Source organism: Polaromonas sp. P4_F6 (assembly GCF_056401275.1).
In genome coordinates this window covers 31,504-48,348 of the sequence record NZ_JBFUJQ010000006.1, presented here as the reverse complement: position 1 = coordinate 48,348, position 16,845 = coordinate 31,504, and the positions used below count along the sequence as shown (strand labels likewise).

Sequence of the window (16,845 nt, the reverse complement as noted above, 5' to 3'; positions counted from 1 at the left end):
TGAGACCGCTGCCGCGGACGCCAGGCCGCAAAGCAGCAACGCCCGGCAGCCCCTGGCCGCCAACCCCAAATGCCTCTTGTTAGATCTGACAGCGGCTTCATGCAAATTCATCAATTGCTCGCTCCCGTGACTTGCTGGATCCGGTTCAGGGCGTCATAAACGCGCGTGATGTTTCTTTGCAGGTTGCCCGAAGGGTCTTTGACTTGCTCGCCTGTCTTGTTGCCGGCGTTGTCCAGGGTGTAGGTGATGGTGTTGCCTTTGGCGTCGGTCACACCGGTCAGGCGATGCGCGGCGTCGTAGCTGTAGCCCAGGGTGCCTCCGTCAGGCAGGGTCGCACCTGTCAGCTGGCCTGCGTTGTCATAGGTGTAAGTGGTCGTTCTGGCCGTGCCGCCCGGTGGCGTCACCGTCACGCTGCTGGTCCAGCCGCGTGGGGTGTAGGCGACGTCGGTGACCACGCCCTTGGGGTCCACGATCTGACGCACGCGTCCTGCCCTGTCGTACTGCGTGAACTGGGTGACGTGGCCTGCGGCGTTGGTGATGGACTGCAGATCACCCGCCGTATGGCCCACCGCATTGGTGCCGCCGACAACGATGGACGGACCGTTATGCGGGAAGGCCAGCGCGGGCGGCGTGAAGCTGGCCGTATAGCGGCCCACACCTTTGGTGACCCGGACGTCATCCAGATAGCCGTTGAAGTAAGCAAAATTAGCCGTATTACTCGAGCCGCCAATCCGGGGCGAGCCCGCGTATGTGATATTTGTCGAATCGGTCACGGATGACTTTTGAACACCGTCAATAAAAACTCTGAGTGTTGTCCCTGTGCGCGACACGGCAACGTGTTGCCAGGTATTTGCGGCGATCGGCCCGCCCCCGGCAATTCCCGCAATGTAGAAACGCCCCACCTCCACCGTGGTGTTGTTCAGCAGAAATATGAACTCTCCGCTGCCTCCGCCAAAAATGCTTTGGTACTGGGGGCTGGAAAGAGACAAGGGGTATATCCATGCCTCGATGGTGAAATCCCCGGTCCCAAAATTGAAGTTGTTGCCGGGACTGGCCGGCAGGGACAGATAGTCGCCAGTGCCACCAAAAGCCATAGCCGAACCGCCAAATTTGCTTTGCGCGGTGCTGATCCTGGCGCCACCCACCGCCGTGACAGTTTTGGCCGCGGGAGCGCTGTCCGCCATCACCGTGGAGTTGTTGGCGCCGTCGCCGTGCAACAGCACACTGACCGACTGGATGTCCGGATCAAAAGGGTCCGGCGGTGGAAGTGGCGCAAAACTGCCGGTGGCGTAATAGGCATAGCTGCGTGCCGTCACGCCATTCGCGTCAGTTTCCGTGGCGAGCAGGCCTTGGGGGTTGTAGGTCCAGCTGGCGCTATGGCTGGCGTTGCTGGCGGTGTCGGTCACGGTCTGGCTCAGCGTGTTGCCCGCGCTGTCATAGGTATAAGCGGTCGTCCTGCCGGCTTCGGTCACCAGCACCGGCAAGCGGTGGGTGGTGTGCCACTGCGTGCTGCTGGTTTGCGCTTCGGGCAGGCCCGCCGCCTTGGTGGTGCTCAAGGGCAGGCGCCGGCTGATGTCCCAGGTGTACATGGTGTTCACGCCCAGGAAGTCGGTTTCCTGCGTGACAAAGCCGTTGGCATCCTGCACGCGGCTGGCGGCCGAGCTGTTGCCGGCCCCGCTGGGCTTGTCGGCGCCGGTCACCGCGAGCTTGCCCTGGGCGATGCCGTAGTTGTAGCTGCGGGTCGTGCCCAAGGGGTCCGTCACGGTGGTGGCGCCGCCGGTGGAGGCTGGGTAGCTGACGCTGTACTGCTCCACGCCTTGCGCCAGCTGGGAACTGATGGCCCGGCCCTGGCTGTCGTAAGCGTAGGTGGCCAGGCGGTTGCCTTTCTCGTCGATAACACCGGTGACCAGCTGGGGAAAGCTTGCGTTCTCATAAAGATAGGTCTTGCTGACGGTGCCGCTGCCGCTAGTGGCCGGGTAGCTGACTATCGTCAGGCGCGACGTTTCCGCCGTGCCGTCGTATCCATAAAGAGTGGTCTGGCTACCGGGCGCGGTCACGCTGGTGAGCTGGCCGGTCGCGTTGTAGGTGAATTGGAGAGCTCGCCCAAACTGGTTGCTGACGCCGATCAACAGGCCTGCCGCCGGCGCGATGCTGATCGGGGTGGACGCATTGCTGTAGCTGTAGGTGGTGGTCCAGCCATTTCTTTGTGTGACGGTCAGGAGTTTTCCGGCGCTGTCGAATTGCCAGCTGCTGTCGTCGTCCAGGCGTTTGTAGAGCGGGCCTGAGGCGTTGGCGGCCAGCGTGTCAACACTGTTGTCGGGCACCCAGCTGCTGGTTGCCACCTCCCAGTGGAAGGCGCGCACACTGCCGTTTCCAAGAAAGACCCTTGCCGTGCTGCCCACGCTGCCCGCTGTGCCGTCCTGACTGAGGCGGATGGCGTGGTTGTGCGACCAGGTCCGACCCAGGCCTGCTTTGGCTGGGCCTGTCATGGCGCCCAACAGGCGGCCGCTTCTGTAGTTTCTGGTGAAGCTCAGCGCCGCGGGACCTTGGCCAGCGTAGTCTTCGTGGTCCAGGATCTTCTCGCCAGTAGCAGGGATGATGGGGTTCGGGGTTTTGAAGCCGTCGGGTGGTCGCTGACAGGAGTTGCCGTTACCTGCACTTTGGGTAGGCGGCTCGACTTCGACAGGCCTTGCCGAATCACATGCCGTAAGCTGATGAGACCAGGGGACCGGGGTTCCAACCCACCCATTTGCGTTATTGACGGAGTAATAAGTGCCGCTGACCAAACCCGTAGTTTCATTCACCGACGACAGCGAGAAGTAGTAGGTAAATCCGTCAATGTATGGACCGTTATGTTGGGCAACATATAAAGAACCGCCCACTGCGGCCGTGCTGCAGGCACTGAACCCGTACATCCAGCCTGGTTTGGCATAAGCAGATGCGCCGCTGACGCAAAAAAGAACGCAGCACACCAATCGACGGAGAGGCCACGTACGCAAAAGGTTGCCGCCGTAATCATGGAAATCCTGGACTCGGTCGCGATTGATAGCCTTGTGCGACCAAGCATGATTTACGCGCCCCTCCCCCGGCGCAAGCCCTTGAAACACTCCCATGGAATCCCTCGTTGATTTGTTCTTGTCGCTCTTATCGCGCGCGAGCACGCGGTGAGCCCGCAGTCTAGTGACGGGCATTGCACCTGTCACCCTCCACCTGCATGAGGCAGATCGTGAGTGTGCGTATGAGGCAACGAAATCTTGCGTCTTGAAAATTTCGCGCTTATCAATTTCACAGGCTTCTGGCAGAATCCCGCCGGCCCATGCCACGCCGAGGGCGATTTCAATTCAGCTTCAATTTGAATTGAGTACCTTCTCAGTAGTCGAATGCGTGAAGTTACGAAGAAATAATTTGCGCGACAGCGCGCGCGTCACGGCACGCCGGATTGGCTAAAAAATATTTTTTCGCGCGTACCGGGCTTGGCCAGAAGGCTCAATAGCCCAGCGGAAACCACACGCCACGCTGCGTCACCAAACCCATATTGGGCCGGACGTGGTTCTCGTCCAGCATGCTGACGTCAATATCCTCAATCACCGTGCAGGCCGGCAAGGATTGCTCAAATACCCGGTCCTTGAGGATCTGAACCGCATCGTCATAGCTATAGGCTGTTACGCCGCAACCGACGTTCAGTATGGAATAAGGCGGAAGGCCCTCAAAAGAAAACCAGAATCGGTGAAGCTGGGCCACGCCTATTGCGCCATCTCACGACTGCGGCGCAATCTCATAGTCCATCACATACGAATGCCTGCCATCGGCAATCTGTATGCCCAGCGTGCCGCTCAGGCCCGTGAGTTCATCGGTCCCTGAATCGGGCACCACGCTGACCGTCAGCTGGGGCGCGCCGCGGTTCATGGTGCCGCTGTGCTGCAACACGAAGCTGCCGCTTTTGCCGTGTAACGTGCCGGTCACGCGCTCGATCGCGACATAACCGGCCGAGCCTTTGACGGCCGTGCCGGCGCTCAGCATCTCGCCCTGGCTGGTGGCTTGCAGGTCGCCGCTGAAAGTCTTGTTGATGGAGAGGCGTCCCATCAGCGGGCCCGCGTCCGCATTCGCGAGCGCTTGCGGCGCGAGCTTGACCTCAAAGGTTCCGGTGGCTTGGGGCATGGCGTTGGCTTTCGGGTTGATGGCAATGCCAATAATGCCAGAGCCGCGGACGCGATGTGCAGAGACCCAGCGACGGCGATTTTTCACCCTGCTTGCGAGACGCTTGAGGTGGGCAAATTCGCACAACCCAAACTCACAAGCGCGGGAACAGCCCCGCGCGTCTGAATGCATCCCATCCTGCAGGTGTAATGCTGACAGTCCGGGAATGCCCTGAGCGCAAAACCAGTCCGCGGTTGACGCAGACGTCAAGAAATGAGGCGGCCAAGGCGCCACCAAGATGGGGCGCACTTTCGGTGATGTCAGAGCAGGGTCGTGCGAAGACACGGCACTGCGTTCGCGCGTGACTGAGATCAAGGCCAAATTCGGTGAAACCCTCTGTGCCGATGGTTGTCAGTTGAAACTCAGACTCCTTGTCCTTGCACTCAAGCCACCCTGCAGACAGAATCCCCTGCAGCAGGTCCACACCAAACCTTCCGGCAAAGTGGTCATAGCATGTGCGCGCCTGCTGGAATTGCGCTGAATTTTTCCTGGGCAGACGCGCAAGCAGTGATCGGTCTGCAGCAAGCTCTGCGGCCAGTGCTGCCATGCTCTCGATCATGCACGCCACTTCTGAATTGGCGATGCGGTATTCCCGCGCCCGCCCATTGCTTTGCACTTCGAGCAATCCGCCTTCGAGCATCAAGGCCAGATGCCGGCTCGCGGCCTGAGCTGACACATCCGCGCAGGCCGCCAATTCGCCAGCTGGGCGCTTTGAACCGTCGATCAGTGCCCAGGCCATGCTGGCGCGCACCGGGCTGGACAACAGCGAGGCAACGGCGGCGATATCAGGTAATTCTTCCATGCTTAACAGGTTTGTGAAACGAGAGCACCATGCGCGAATGGACACTGAGGTCTTCATTCACTCCAGGAGATCTTATGAACATCATCGAAATCCAGTCGACCTTGCAAACCTATTTCGACGTCATGTACGAATGCGATATGGAGAAATTTGACCAGGTCTTCCACCCGTCCTGCTCACTATTCACCGCCGGCGGCCCGGACCTGGTGGTCAAGCCCTTTGAGCAGTACCGCCGGGAGATGAGCACGAGGACTTCTCCGAAGTCCCGCTCCCAGTCCCGGGACAAGGAGCGCACCGTCAAAATCGACTTTCTTTCCGATGAAATGGCGCTCGCACAGGTCCGTGTCCAGATCCACGACAAACTGTTTGCCGATAACCTCAACCTGGTGAAGGTCGGGTTAAGGTGGATGGTGGTCGCAAAGATCTACTATCTGCTGGAGCTCGTTTCACAGCACTGAAAGCGACCGGTATTCACAGCTCAATGCAGTGGATTATTGGCTTTAGCCACCTAGATTCAAAGCAGAAAATTTATGGCACCGGGCATCGAATAATTTGATGCTCAAGCTCGCCACAATCGCCCGAAATGGCGGTTGCGCCATCAAGAGATGGCAAAAGCCTGCAGGCTCAGGGGTAAGTACGCCGTGAAACCTGGCTTGCGGAAAAGTATGCCGTTGCTAGCGCTGCCCGAATGGCTTTGCCGGCACCGTCTGCAGATAGGCATACAGCGCCTGCGCGTCGACGTCGTTGAGCGCGCGCAGCGACTCGAAGGGCATGACGCTGATGGCGGTGCCGTCAGGGCGTTTTCCGCTGCGCAGCATCGCGACAAAGGCACCGGCGTCCTTGTAGCGCGGCATGGCGCTGCCCTCGCCGGGCGTCAGGTTGGCGGCGGGCGCCCAGTCGGGCGGGGCGCCGGGGATCTTGCCGCCGGCCAGGCCCGCGCCGTGGCAGCCTATGCACATATTGGCAACGTAAGCGCCGTGGGCCGCGGTCACGCCTTCGGCAATCGGCTTGGCGGGCGGCAGCGTGTGGTCGATTTTTTGCGCGGCGTCCTTGACGACATCAAAGGCATAGAGCACGCGCACCGGCAGGGGCAGGTCCAGCACGGCGGCGGCGCCCACCTTGGGCGGCATGGCCTTGACGTAGGCGACCAGCGCGCCCAGGTCTTCGTCGGTCAGGCGGTTGTAGTCTTCGCTGGGCATGATGAAAACCGGCCGGCCGTCGGGCTTGACGCCGTGGCGCACGGTGCGCACCCAGTCTTCGGGTGTATAGCGCGCCACCACATTGCCTTCACCCGGGGTAATGTTGGGGCCGGCCAGGCGCATGCCCTTGCCGTCGTTCATGAATTCGCGGCCCGCGCCGTTGGCGCCGTGGCAGTCGGCGCAACCGCGCGAGTTGTACAGGTAGGCGCCGCGCTCCAGCGCCTGGGCCGTGGCGGCGATGGCCACGGGCTGCACGGCCACCTTGACCTGGCGCTGACTTTTGCTGTCAGCCATCTGGCTTCCAACCACGGCCGTGCCGGCCAGCAACAGCACCACGGCGCCGGCAATACCGGCGCTCCATTTAATCCATCGTTTCATCGCGTTTTTTCCGGGTCTTGTTGTGGGGTGCAGGCTGGGTCGCTTCATGGGTACGCTTGCGCTGTTCTGGGCAAAGGCGGGATTTTAGAAGTCGTCTAAGGAAATAACAGCGGAAATATTTGCCTGCAGCCGCGCTTGTTGCTGTCGCCAGGGGTGCACCAGCCTTGCGGCTGGGCGGCCCAAATAGGGCCGAATCGTGTCGAGCCGGCGGTGCCGGCCAGCCCGAATTGCTATGCTTGCCGGGTGAGCGACCCGTCCCCTTCCCCTGCCGCCAAGATTCGCCGCATTGCCCACCTCGACATGGACGCTTTTTTTGCGTCCGTCGAGCTGCTGCGCTACCCGCAGCTCAAGGGCCTGCCGGTGGTCATAGGCGGCGGCTGGCGCAAGGTCGACGAGGAGCTTCGCGCCGCGCAGGGCGAGCGCCCGCTGCGTTTTATCCCGGTGGAAAGTTTTCCGCTGCTCAAGGACTATGTAGGCCGCGGCGTGATCACCACAGCCACCTATGCGGCGCGGCAGTTCGGCGTGGGTTCGGCCATGGGCATGATGAAAGCCGCCAAGCTCTGCCCGCAGGCGATTGTGCTGCCGGTGGATTTTTCGGAAATCCGCAAATACTCCCAGCTCTTCAAGAGCACCATCACCGAGATCGCGCCGCTGATGCAGGACCGCGGCGTGGATGAGGTGTATATCGACTTCACCGAGGTACCCGGCGGCCAGCGCGAGGGCGGGCGCGTGCTGGCGCGGCTGATCCAGAAGGCGATTTTTGAGAAGACCGGCCTGACCTGCTCAGTCGGCGTGGCGCCCAACAAGCTGCTGGCCAAGATGGCCAGCGAGTTCAACAAGCCCAACGGGATTTCCATTGTTTATGAATCCGACCTGCAGGAAAAAATCTGGCCGCTGCATGTGCGCAAGATCAACGGCATAGGCCCCAAGGCCGGCGAGAAGCTCGCCAAGCTGCACGTCCACACGATTGGCGAACTCGCCGCGCAGGACCCGGGCTGGCTGGTCGACAACTTCGGCAAGGCCACGGGCGCCTGGATGCACGAAGCCGCCTGGGGCCGCGACGACAGGCCGGTCGTCACTGAAAGCGAGCCCGTCAGCATGAGCCGCGAAACCACCTTCGACCGCGACCTGCACGCGGTGCGCAACAAGGCCGAGCTGGGCGCCATCTTCACCGACCTGTGCCTGCGGCTGGGCGAAGACCTGCAGCGCAAGGGCTACGTCGCCAAGACCATAGGCATCAAGCTGCGCTACGACGACTTCAAGATCGCCACGCGCGACCAGACCGCTGACAGCTACACCGACGACGGTGCCACAATCCGGCGCCTGGCCGGCCAGTGCCTCAAGCGCGTGCCGCTGGAAAAAAAGCTGCGCCTGCTGGGCGTGCGCGCCGCCACGCTGGCCCGGGCCGGTGAGGTGCCGCTTGCCGACGAGAAAAAAGATCCGGAGCGCGCCGAACCGAACAGCACCGACCAGCTGTTCTGACGTCGCTAAGCTGGCAACTGCAACGCCTCCCATTGGCGTAGCAATTCGACCTGTCGGTGGAGTTGGCCGGTCGTCATGGCTTGGGAACCCCAAACCGGTACTCGGCCCGCGTACTCTCCGAGCAACCAGAATTGCCGCACCGCCATGAAGCGTGCGATGGCGGCAAGGTCGGCATCCGGGACCGGGCGTCTGTCCCGGTAGGCGGAGATGAAATTTTTCCACTGCATTTCCACCTTGCCGCTCACCTCACCGTCAGGCACGCGCGGGTACAGGTTCCATGGGTAGACAGCAAGCTCATACGCCAGATAGCCCGGGCCCGCCTCGTCGAAATCGAAGAATATGGCCTGGCGCTGCCCTTCAGTGTCGGTCGTGACGAAGTTGTTCTGACCATGTGCGTCGCCATGGCATAGCACGCGACTCAATTCACCCATGGCCAGGATTTCATCGTGTAACCGCAAGCCCAGCTTCTCGAATTGCGGGCGCAATTCGCCGGTCATGGTCGGCGCGCGCAGCAGTCCCTCCAGCGGCCTGAGGAGAAGGTAGTTCAGGTCAAGCACATAAGCGCTCCCCGGCCCCTGGTAGCTATCGCCTCCTTGGTGCAAGGCGGCCAATCCGTGCGCGAAGGCCTGCACGTCAGCGGCTGCTTCACCCGTGAATTCTCCATCCAGATATTCGAAGAGCATCAGCATCCGGGCGCCTTCCGGCAGCGGCACCTGTATGGCGACCTCACCGGTCGCCGTTGTCACGCAGCGGGAGACCCGGCAGCCGACGTGGGCCCAGTGCGCCAGTGCCGCGGCTTCGAACAACACGTTCGGACCACCCCGCGGCCGCTCAGCAGACAGACGCGCCACAACGCGCCGCCCGCTGGCAAACCCCAGTCGATAGACCTGATTGAAACTTCGCCGCAGGAACTCGCTCTCGACGACTGCGCCGAGTCCATAGCGGGCCTGCACAAGGGCGGCGATGCTGCTTGCCGTTGGCGTCGATTGCGCGATTTCCAGTTGCATGTTTGTCCCGCAAGAAAGAAGGGCGCGATTATGGCGCAACGGCGCGCAGGCTTGAACGGCGGCTTCCGGCCTGATGCCGCCATCCTGGCTCAAGCCGCAAGGGCCCAAAGCAGGTTGTCGCTATTTAGCCGCCGGAATTTCGTATCTCGCAAATGAGGTGGCCCCTTTCTGAACGACGCTGTGCAGCGTGAAGCCGAAGTCCTCATAGAGCTTGCGTAGCCCTTGCCGGTCCGCGACGCAGTCCAGCCGAAGATAGGCGCGCTCGAGCTGTTGGGCGCGAGCCCGGGCATACGTCAGGAGCTCAATCGAGACCCCTTTCTTTGCCCACGCTCGACGAATGGCGAGCTTGTGAATGAAGGCAGAGGTGCCCGGCAGGATCTCGGGCCAAAAATAGGTGTCCTCCAACTCGAACTTCATGACGCCAACCACCTGCTCGCCGTCACGGGCGACGTGGAAGAGCCCTGCGCTTGTGTCCTGCAGGACACGTTCGTGGCCAATATCGGCTCCTGACCAAAGTGCCCTACCACCGTCGGCGAGCCAGCGGGCGGCGTCCTGCAGGACGGAGGCAATCATGGGTGCATCTGAGGGGTGCGCTTCCTGGATGTGCATCGCGGCAAAGAGAGGTTGATGTCAATGGTGGAGTGACCGCGCTGAAGATCCCCTGTTGGCCTGCAGTCGCCGATGGGATGACAGGCATTCTGCCAGCGCTTTGGGCCTGAAGCGGGCGTAGGCTGCCCGCATGCCTCAATCCAACGAAGATATCTCAGCCCCCGTCAAGGACCCTGTCAGCGCGCCACCACCACGATTTCATCCTGGTGGTTGGCAATGTGAAACGCGTGGGCCATAGCGAAGTCGGCCTTGCCGAGCGCGCCATAAGCAAAGTGCGGCTTGAGCGGGCCCTGGTGGCGCGTGAAGCGCTCAATCGCGGCACGCAGCCGGGCCGATGCGGGATGCCAGTCGCCTTCATGGTGAAGGGCTGGCGCGCCGGGGATCGGCTCGCTGAGGCTGTGGCTCATCTGCCCGCGCCATTTAAAAAACGCAAACGCCGCCGCGCCGGCGGTGTTCTGGAAAAAAACGCTTTTGGGCTGCGGAAAGCCGTCCAGGCTCATTTCCACGCTTTGCGCCATGTGCTCCAGCACCGAGACCATGGGCCATTGGCCCGTGGTTTTGACGCCGGCCGCCTTGTCCAGGCTGTCCAGCCAGCGCAGGGCGTCATCGAGTGAGCCTACTTTGGGGAGGTCGGCCATTACAAAGTCTCCGGTTAAAGCCAGTGCGGTGGCGGCTAGGAAGTGGCGGCGGTTCATGGCCGGAATGCTAGCAGTCGAGGGGGCGGCTGCGTGTTCCCCAGGTGACTGGTTGCCGGGTCTTGCGCCGGCGGGTGCGCTCTTTCCCTCTCTTTAATCTCCTCTGTGCTCTTGCTTAGAGCGGCTGGCCGGGGGTTGCCCGGCGGCAACTCACTTTTCTTTTGCTTCGCCAAAAGCAAAGTAAGCAAAAGAAAAGGCGACCCTGGTTCCTGCGTCCCTTCGCTTCGCTACGGGCAGCCTGCGGTGCTCGGTCCAGACGGGGTCAAAAACAACTCGCCTGCGGCTCAAACAAGTTTTTGCCCTGATCCGTCTGGCCCTGTGCTCCTCGGCGCATCCACAAGGGGTGGGGACAAAAATACCAATACCGAAAACCACAAGGACACGCCATGGCGTGTCCTTGTTTGTATTTGTCTTCTTTGTCTTTCGGTATTTGGTTCCCGATTGCCCCGTCCTGGCTGGGCCGAGGAGCGCAGAGACAAGCGGATAAGGGCTGGCGTTGTCTGAGCGGAGTGAAACGCAGCGAGTTTAGCCAGACCCCGCTTGGCTCGAGCACCACAGGTTGCCCCGTAGCGAAGCGTAGGGGACCCAGACTGCGGGTCGCCTTTTCTTTGCTTACGTTCTTTTGGCGAAGCAAAAGAAAGTAAGTCGCCCGCCGGGGCGAGACCCGGCCAGCAGAACTAAGCAAAACCCACTCCGTTAGAACAAAACAGAAAAAAACCTGAATCCACCTCACCTCCCCGCCCGTATTCAACAAAACCCAACAAACCCAAGCCCCCACCATGCAAAAAGCCTTTTACCCCCTCCTCACCGGTCTGCTCATGGCCGCGGCCGCCCACGCCGATACGGGCAAATTGCTCCTGACCGGCGGTGTCAGCAGCATTGAAGGCGCGGCCGGCGGCGGGTTGACGCCCTGGGCTGTCATCGGCAGCAATGCCACGGCGGGGGAGACGGGCGGCTCGGCCTATCTGACCCATGTTGGTACGCGCGACTACGGCCTGCACATCTACGGCGCGGCGGTCGGCATCCATGATCGCTATGAGTTTTCCATCGCGCGGCAGGACTTCAACACGCGGGATACCGGCGTGGCGCTGGGCCTGCCCGGGCTGCATTTGAAGCAGACCATCGTGGGCGCCAAGCTGCGCGTGCTGGGCGATGCGGTGCTCGACAGCGACACGCTGATGCCGCAGGTGGCGGTGGGCGTGCAGTACAAGAAGCTGGGCTCGACCGGGCTGGACGGCACGCTGGCCGCGCTGGGGGCCAAACGCTCGGGCGTGGATGTGTATGTGAGCGCCACCAAACTTTTCCTGGGCCAGAGCCTGCTGCTCAACGGTACGTTGCGCGCGACCAAGGCCAACCAGAACGGACTGCTGGGCTACGGCGCGACCTTGGGCGGCAATGAAAACCGCTACAGCCTGCAGCCGGAATTTTCAGTCGCCTGGCTGCTGAGCAAGAACGTCGCCGTCGGCGCGGAATACCGCTTCATGCGCAACAAGCTCGAGAGCGCAGGCCGTGCAGCGGGCCTGGGCAACGGCTTGCGCTCGGAAGACTGGAAGGACATCTTTATTGCCTGGGCGCCCAGCAAAAACCTCTCGCTGACGCTGGCCTATGTGGACCTGGGCGTGATCGTGCCCGCCACCAGCGGCAGCCGCAAGCAGACCGGTTATTACCTCTCGGCTCAAGTGGCTTTCTAAATCCCTCCCCACCATTGAAGGACACGTCATGAACAAAACCCTGATCTGCCTGGCGCTTGCGGCCGGCAGCCTGCTGTCATCCGGCGCCGCGCTGGCGCAAACCGCCGCCCCTGGCGACCAGCTCTACAAAGCCTTTGGTGAAAAGCCCGGCCTGGTCGCGCTGATGGACGACTTCATGGTCCGCCTGCTGGCCGACCCGCGCACAGGGCCGCACTTCCAGCCGGCCAACCAGCAGCGCGTGAAGGAGCAGCTGGTGGAGCAGCTTTGCGCGCTGAGCGGCGGCCCCTGCGTCTACAAGGGCGCGGACATGAAAAGCGCGCACGCCAATCTGGACATCAAAAAATCCGACTTCCATGCGCTGGTCGAGGTGCTGCAGCAAAGCATGGACGCCAAAGGCATTCCGTTTCGCAAACAGAACGAAATGCTGGCGCTGCTGGCGCCCATGAACCGCGACATCATCACGCCGGTGGAAAGCGCGGCCAAGCCATGAACGCGCGTCTACACGCCATCAGCTTTGCTGCATTGCTGGCGCTCAGTGCGGCGGCGCAGGCCGGCACCCTGGTGGTGTCGGTGCTCGACAAGGAGGGCAAGCCGGTGCAGGACGCGGTAGTGGTGGTGACGCCGGCCAACAAAAACGCCAAACCCAAAAACCCGCTGCCGCCGCAAGCCACCATCAGCCAGGAAAAAATGCAGTTCATCCCGGCGGTGACGGTGCTGCCCGTGGGCGCGAAGCTGCAATTCGTCAACAACGACCCCTGGGACCACCATGTGCGCAGCTCACCCGCGGGCATGGGCCAGTTCAACGCGGCGAATGCCGGCTTCGAGCTGCGCCTGGAAGGCAAAACCGAGGGCAAGCCCGCCAGGTCCGGCGAGGTGACGCTGGACAAGGCCGGCGCGCTGGGCGCGACCTTGCTGGGCTGTTTTATCCACGGCTCCATGCGTGGCTACATCTATGCCAGCGAATCGCCCTGGGCCGGCAAGACCAGCGCGGAAGGCATTGCCACCTTCGAGGACCTGCCCGAGGGCACGGCCCAGGTGAAGGTCTGGCAGGCCGACCAGCTGATAGACATCGCGCCGCAGCAGGTGACGGTGGGCACGGTGCAGGCCAAAAATGTCATGCAGCTCACGGTGGTGCCGCGGCGGCGCAGGCCCTGAAGCCCCCCTTAACGCTGGCTGTCGTCCTTCTGGGAGTCCGGCTCCAGCGGCGCCAGGTCGGATGAATAAACCCGGTCGCCAATTTGCATGGCCCGGCCCTTCTCCCAGGCAGCCTCAAAGGCGGCGAGCTCTTCCGCGGTGGCGCGCTCATGGCGCCGCACCGGCGGCCGCGAATCGCCCGCGTCCTGGCCCGTGCGGAGCACGGCGGGACGGCTGGCCGAGAAGCCCTGGATCTGTTCATTGACCTGCCAGTACACGCCGCTGACCAGCAGGTTGTAGCGCGCGACGGCATTTTTGGCGATGGCCGCACCCACCTCGGCCAGCCGGGCGGGCGCGCCTTCCCGGCTGTCCAGGAAGTCGGTGGACAGGTCCACCAGCACCATGTACTGGTGGCCCCGCTTGTCATTGCGCACCACGCGGAATTTGTAGCTGGCCGACAGGATCCCGTGGGCCTGCATGGTCACCCGTATGGCTTCGTACAGCAGCTCGCGCCTGAACTCCATGCGCTCGTCAAGGTTCATCTTGACCGGGCCTGTTTCAGGCCCCGCGGCCCCGGGCTTGGGGCTTTTACTGGCGCTAAAGAGGTTCTTGAGCACGGACATGCTGCCCTCGCTTCAGGGGTTTTTGGCGGCAAAGAACACGTAGTCGGCGGTATAGCCTTCCTTGACGCGTTTGCCGGCGTCGGCCTGCGTGGCGCAGCCCCTGGCCGGTGCATTGCCGCCCTCGGTGTTCAGGCGCTGCACGCTGGTGACGGCAGCCATCTTGCCGGGCATGCCGGCGGATTTGGCCGTCAGCAAAAGCAGCGGGATGTCGGCGGGGCGTTCGCCGTCGGCCCTGGCCTTCACCGTGCCCACGGTCTTGCTGCCATCCAGGGCCGCCCAGTGCGGGCCGGCGCCATGCGTGCCGACTTTTTCGTCCTTCTGGTTAAAGAGGTCCGCTTCGGGCGCGACAAACACCCAGGCCCAGCCGCCCTTGTCGCTGGCGCGGCATTCGTAGATTTGCGAGCCCACCGCATGCCAGGTGAAGGCCGCCTGCTCGTTGTCGGCCGGCTTGAGCGTGGCGGGCGCCGGCTTGCCGGCGTAGGCCTGTGCGGCCGGGCCGCTGACGCAGGCGCTCAAGAGGCCCGCGCACAGGGCGGCGGCCACAAGGCCCGCATGGAGCCTGGGTTGGGCGACAGCAGTTGCAATCGATGTCATGGCGATCTCCTGGAAGGAGTCCTGCCCATATTGACAGGTCTCCGGGTTAAAGAAAAGAAAAATGACGGGTAAAAATGCCCCAACAACCCCACGGGCGGAAGGGGTGTGGGCCGGCGCGGCGTCCGGCCTACCGGGGACAAACGCCGGCCGGCGCAAATCGGATGCGTTTTCCCGCAAAAAATGTCCATTTCCGCTCGCGTTTGCCGCCCAGGCGGAACTCCCTATACTCAGCCGCATGAAATTGGCCGACACGGACACCCGCAGCCTGCAAACCCTGATCGCCGGCGCGGCACAAGGCGACCACGCCTGCTTTGCCGATATCTATGAACGCACCCACACGCATCTGTTTGGCGTCGCCGTTCGTATATTGGGACAAGGACAGGCGGCCGAGGATGTGCTGCAAGAGGCGTATGTGAGTATCTGGAAAAGCGCGGCCGGCTACCGAAGCGAGGTGGACGGCCAACCCATTCAACCCATGACGTGGCTGATCGCCATCGTTCGCAACAAGGCGCTGGACGCCTTCCGGGCACGCGCGCGCCGCAAGGAAAGCGAACTGCCCGAATCGGGCGAACTGGACGAGGAAGCCATTGAAAGCAGTGCCGCGCCAGCCCCCAGCGCCATGCAGCTGCTGGAGCAGGCCACCGAGGCCCTGCATATAGAAGGCTGCATGAACGCGCTCGAGGGTAGCCACCGGCAAAGCCTGGCGCTGGCCTATTACCAGGGCCTGTCGCATACCGAGGTCGCCGCGCAAATGGGCGCGCCGCTGGGTTCGGTGAAAGCCTGGATACGGCGCGGCCTGGAAAAACTCAAGGGCTGCCTGGCCGCGCAGGGGGTGGTGGCGTCATGAGATACACCAACCCCGAATTGCTCGAACACCTGGCATCGGCCTATGTGCTGGGCACGCTGGCCGGCGGTGCGCGCCGCCGCTTTGAACGCCTGCAGCGCGACCGCATCGACGTGCGTGTGCGCGTCACACAGTGGGAGGCGCGCCTGGGCCAGCTGGCCCTGTCGGTGCCGGCGCACAAGCCCTCGCCCCGGGTGTGGGCCGCGATCGCGGCGCGCACGCAGCCTGCGGGCGCGCGGCAGGCGCCGCAGGGCAAAACCTCCTGGCTGGGCTGGCTCAAGCCTGCGGGCTTTGGTGTTGGCGGCCTGGCGGCCGGTGTGGTCGCGGCCAGCGTATTTTTTATGGCCATGCCCACCCTGTTCATGTCCAGCGACCAGCTTGCCATGCGTTCGGGCGAAAAGCTGCCGCAGAGCTATGTGGGCCTGCTGACCGACGCCCAGGGCAATGGCAAGCTGCTGGTCAGCTCGCTGCGCCACGGCAAGACCATGACGGTCAAGGTCATAGGCCCCATCACAGCGCCCGCCAGCGGCAAGCTGGTGCTGTGGGCCGTGCCGGCCAACGGCCCGGCCTTCTCGCTGGGCGCGGTGCCGACCAGCGGTTCGGCGGTGTCCATACTGCCCGATACCTCGGAAAAACTGCTGTCCAAGGTCGGCAAGCTGGTGGTGACGCTGGAGGCGGACGCCAACCCGGCCAAACCCGGCGAGACCGTGGTCTTCAGCGGCAACTGCGCCAAGCTGTGGTGAGCCTCCGCGGCCAACACCCCCACCCATGGCGCGCGCGGTGACGGTTTTTGTGGCGGTCCTGCTGCTGGCCTACCTGGCCCTGTGCGCGGCGCTGTTTATCTACCAACGCTCGCTGATTTATTTCCCCCAGCCCAAATCCTGGGGCGGCCCGGCCACGACGCAGCAGCTCCAGGTCAAGGATGCGGAACTGGTGCTCACCGCGCGGCAAAGCACCGGGCCCAAGGCCATCGTCTACTTCGGCGGCAATGCCGAAGACGTTTCGGCCAACCTGCCGTCTTTCGCGCAGGCGTTTCCGGGCCATTCCATTTACCTGCTTCATTACCGCGGCTACGGCGGCAGCAGCGGAAGCCCCAGCGAGGCGGCGCTGCAAAGCGATGCCCTGGCCTTGTTCGACCACGTCGGCAAAACCCATTCGGAGATCACCGTGGTGGGCAGGAGTTTGGGTTCAGGCGTGGCCGTCTGGGTCGCCAGCCAGCGGCCGGTGTCGCGCCTGATCCTGGTGACGCCTTACAACAGCATCCAGGAACTGGCCGCGCAGCGTTTTCCCTGGTTTCCCATCTCCTGGCTGCTGGTCGACAAGTTTGAATCCTGGAAATACGCGCCCCAGGTCACGGCGCCCACGCTGCTGATTGCGGCGGGGCAGGACGAGGTCATCCCGGCGGCCAGCACCGAAAAGCTGTATGCGCAGTTCAAGAAGGGGACGGCCGCGCTCAAGGTGCTGCCTGGGACCTCGCACAACACGGTTTCGCAGCACCCGCAGTACTTGCCCTTGTTTCAATCGATGCTGTGAGCGCCGCGTCCAGCCGGCCAAGGATGCTGCACTTTTTATTTGGTCCGCGCATACTGCCAT

At 62.8% G+C, this 16,845-nt stretch carries 18 protein-coding genes; 8 read left to right on the top strand and 10 right to left on the bottom strand.

From position 1 onward, the window contains the following. Window positions 1-110: 110 nt before the first annotated feature. The 4 genes from AC1DUN_RS15485 to AC1DUN_RS15470 form a co-directional block, all read right to left on the bottom strand. Complete coding sequence (locus AC1DUN_RS15485; protein WP_477714925.1) at window positions 111-2,915, bottom strand: LamG-like jellyroll fold domain-containing protein; 2,805 nt, start codon at window positions 2,913-2,915, stop codon at window positions 111-113. A 571-nt stretch (window positions 2,916-3,486) separates the two neighbouring features. Beyond that, on the bottom strand, window positions 3,487-3,741 hold the full coding sequence (locus AC1DUN_RS15480) for a hypothetical protein (RefSeq protein WP_477714726.1): 255 nt from the start codon (window positions 3,739-3,741) through the stop codon (window positions 3,487-3,489). Between the two features lie 15 nt (window positions 3,742-3,756). Beyond that, entirely contained in the window at window positions 3,757-4,158 is a 402-nt protein-coding gene (locus tag AC1DUN_RS15475) for a DUF3224 domain-containing protein (RefSeq protein ID WP_477714725.1), read from the bottom strand. Between the two features lie 133 nt (window positions 4,159-4,291). Continuing rightward, window positions 4,292-5,056 carry an ArsR/SmtB family transcription factor gene (locus AC1DUN_RS15470; RefSeq protein WP_477714724.1) on the bottom strand — a complete coding sequence of 255 codons (765 nt, stop codon included), beginning with the start codon at window positions 5,054-5,056 and terminating at the stop codon, window positions 4,292-4,294. Window positions 5,057-5,073: 17 nt separating this feature from the next. Between AC1DUN_RS15470 and AC1DUN_RS15465 the strand changes: the two genes are divergently transcribed. Beyond that, entirely contained in the window at window positions 5,074-5,454 is a 381-nt protein-coding gene (locus AC1DUN_RS15465; protein ID WP_477714723.1) for a nuclear transport factor 2 family protein, read from the top strand. A 216-nt stretch (window positions 5,455-5,670) separates the two neighbouring features. Here AC1DUN_RS15465 and AC1DUN_RS15460 read toward each other — a convergent pair whose 3' ends face one another. Continuing rightward, window positions 5,671-6,573 (bottom strand): c-type cytochrome, encoded by a 903-nt coding sequence (locus AC1DUN_RS15460; protein WP_477714722.1) that lies wholly within the window; start codon window positions 6,571-6,573, stop codon window positions 5,671-5,673. A gap of 300 nt (window positions 6,574-6,873) precedes the next feature. Between AC1DUN_RS15460 and AC1DUN_RS15455 the strand changes: the two genes are divergently transcribed. After that, entirely contained in the window at window positions 6,874-8,055 is a 1,182-nt protein-coding gene (locus AC1DUN_RS15455) for a Y-family DNA polymerase (RefSeq protein WP_477714924.1), read from the top strand. A gap of 5 nt (window positions 8,056-8,060) precedes the next feature. Here AC1DUN_RS15455 and AC1DUN_RS15450 read toward each other — a convergent pair whose 3' ends face one another. From AC1DUN_RS15450 to AC1DUN_RS15440, 3 genes are all read right to left on the bottom strand, one after another. Continuing rightward, window positions 8,061-9,062, bottom strand: coding sequence for a phosphotransferase enzyme family protein (locus tag AC1DUN_RS15450; protein ID WP_477714721.1), 1,002 nt, complete (start codon window positions 9,060-9,062; stop codon window positions 8,061-8,063). Between the two features lie 120 nt (window positions 9,063-9,182). Then, window positions 9,183-9,635: a GNAT family N-acetyltransferase gene (locus AC1DUN_RS15445; protein ID WP_477714720.1), complete on the bottom strand. Its 453-nt coding sequence runs from the start codon at window positions 9,633-9,635 to the stop codon at window positions 9,183-9,185. A gap of 212 nt (window positions 9,636-9,847) precedes the next feature. Next, on the bottom strand, window positions 9,848-10,309 hold the full coding sequence (locus AC1DUN_RS15440) for a DUF1569 domain-containing protein (RefSeq protein ID WP_477714719.1): 462 nt from the start codon (window positions 10,307-10,309) through the stop codon (window positions 9,848-9,850). A gap of 836 nt (window positions 10,310-11,145) precedes the next feature. Here AC1DUN_RS15440 and AC1DUN_RS15435 point away from each other — a divergent pair. Genes AC1DUN_RS15435 through AC1DUN_RS15425 form a run of 3 tightly spaced genes read left to right on the top strand, consistent with a single transcriptional unit; the run spans window position 11,146 to window position 13,212 of the window. Next, complete coding sequence (locus AC1DUN_RS15435) at window positions 11,146-12,057, top strand: DUF3034 family protein (protein ID WP_477714718.1); 912 nt, start codon at window positions 11,146-11,148, stop codon at window positions 12,055-12,057. Window positions 12,058-12,085: 28 nt separating this feature from the next. After that, window positions 12,086-12,547 (top strand): group I truncated hemoglobin, encoded by a 462-nt coding sequence (locus tag AC1DUN_RS15430; protein WP_477714717.1) that lies wholly within the window; start codon window positions 12,086-12,088, stop codon window positions 12,545-12,547. Further along, window positions 12,544-13,212 (top strand): cupredoxin domain-containing protein, encoded by a 669-nt coding sequence (locus tag AC1DUN_RS15425; protein ID WP_477714716.1) that lies wholly within the window; start codon window positions 12,544-12,546, stop codon window positions 13,210-13,212. Before AC1DUN_RS15430 ends, AC1DUN_RS15425 begins: the two co-directional genes overlap by 4 nt. An 8-nt stretch (window positions 13,213-13,220) precedes the next feature. Here AC1DUN_RS15425 and AC1DUN_RS15420 read toward each other — a convergent pair whose 3' ends face one another. Next, entirely contained in the window at window positions 13,221-13,814 is a 594-nt protein-coding gene (locus tag AC1DUN_RS15420; protein ID WP_477714715.1) for a hypothetical protein, read from the bottom strand. Between the two features lie 12 nt (window positions 13,815-13,826). Beyond that, the gene (locus AC1DUN_RS15415; protein ID WP_477714714.1) at window positions 13,827-14,408 is read right to left on the bottom strand and encodes a DUF3455 domain-containing protein; all 582 of its coding nucleotides are present in this window, start codon (window positions 14,406-14,408) and stop codon (window positions 13,827-13,829) included. Window positions 14,409-14,643: 235 nt separating this feature from the next. On the opposite strand from AC1DUN_RS15415, the gene AC1DUN_RS15410 reads away from it, so the two are divergent. From AC1DUN_RS15410 to AC1DUN_RS15400, 3 genes are read left to right on the top strand one after another with little or no spacing between them, the layout of a single operon-like run. Next, complete coding sequence (locus tag AC1DUN_RS15410) at window positions 14,644-15,255, top strand: RNA polymerase sigma factor (RefSeq protein ID WP_477714713.1); 612 nt, start codon at window positions 14,644-14,646, stop codon at window positions 15,253-15,255. Continuing rightward, a complete protein-coding gene (locus tag AC1DUN_RS15405; RefSeq protein WP_477714712.1) occupies window positions 15,252-15,995 on the top strand; it encodes an anti-sigma factor in 744 nt (247 codons plus the stop codon). The genes AC1DUN_RS15410 and AC1DUN_RS15405 overlap by 4 nt, the downstream gene beginning before the upstream one ends. A gap of 25 nt (window positions 15,996-16,020) precedes the next feature. Beyond that, entirely contained in the window at window positions 16,021-16,785 is a 765-nt protein-coding gene (locus tag AC1DUN_RS15400; protein ID WP_477714711.1) for an alpha/beta hydrolase, read from the top strand. Window positions 16,786-16,845: the final 60 nt, after the last annotated feature.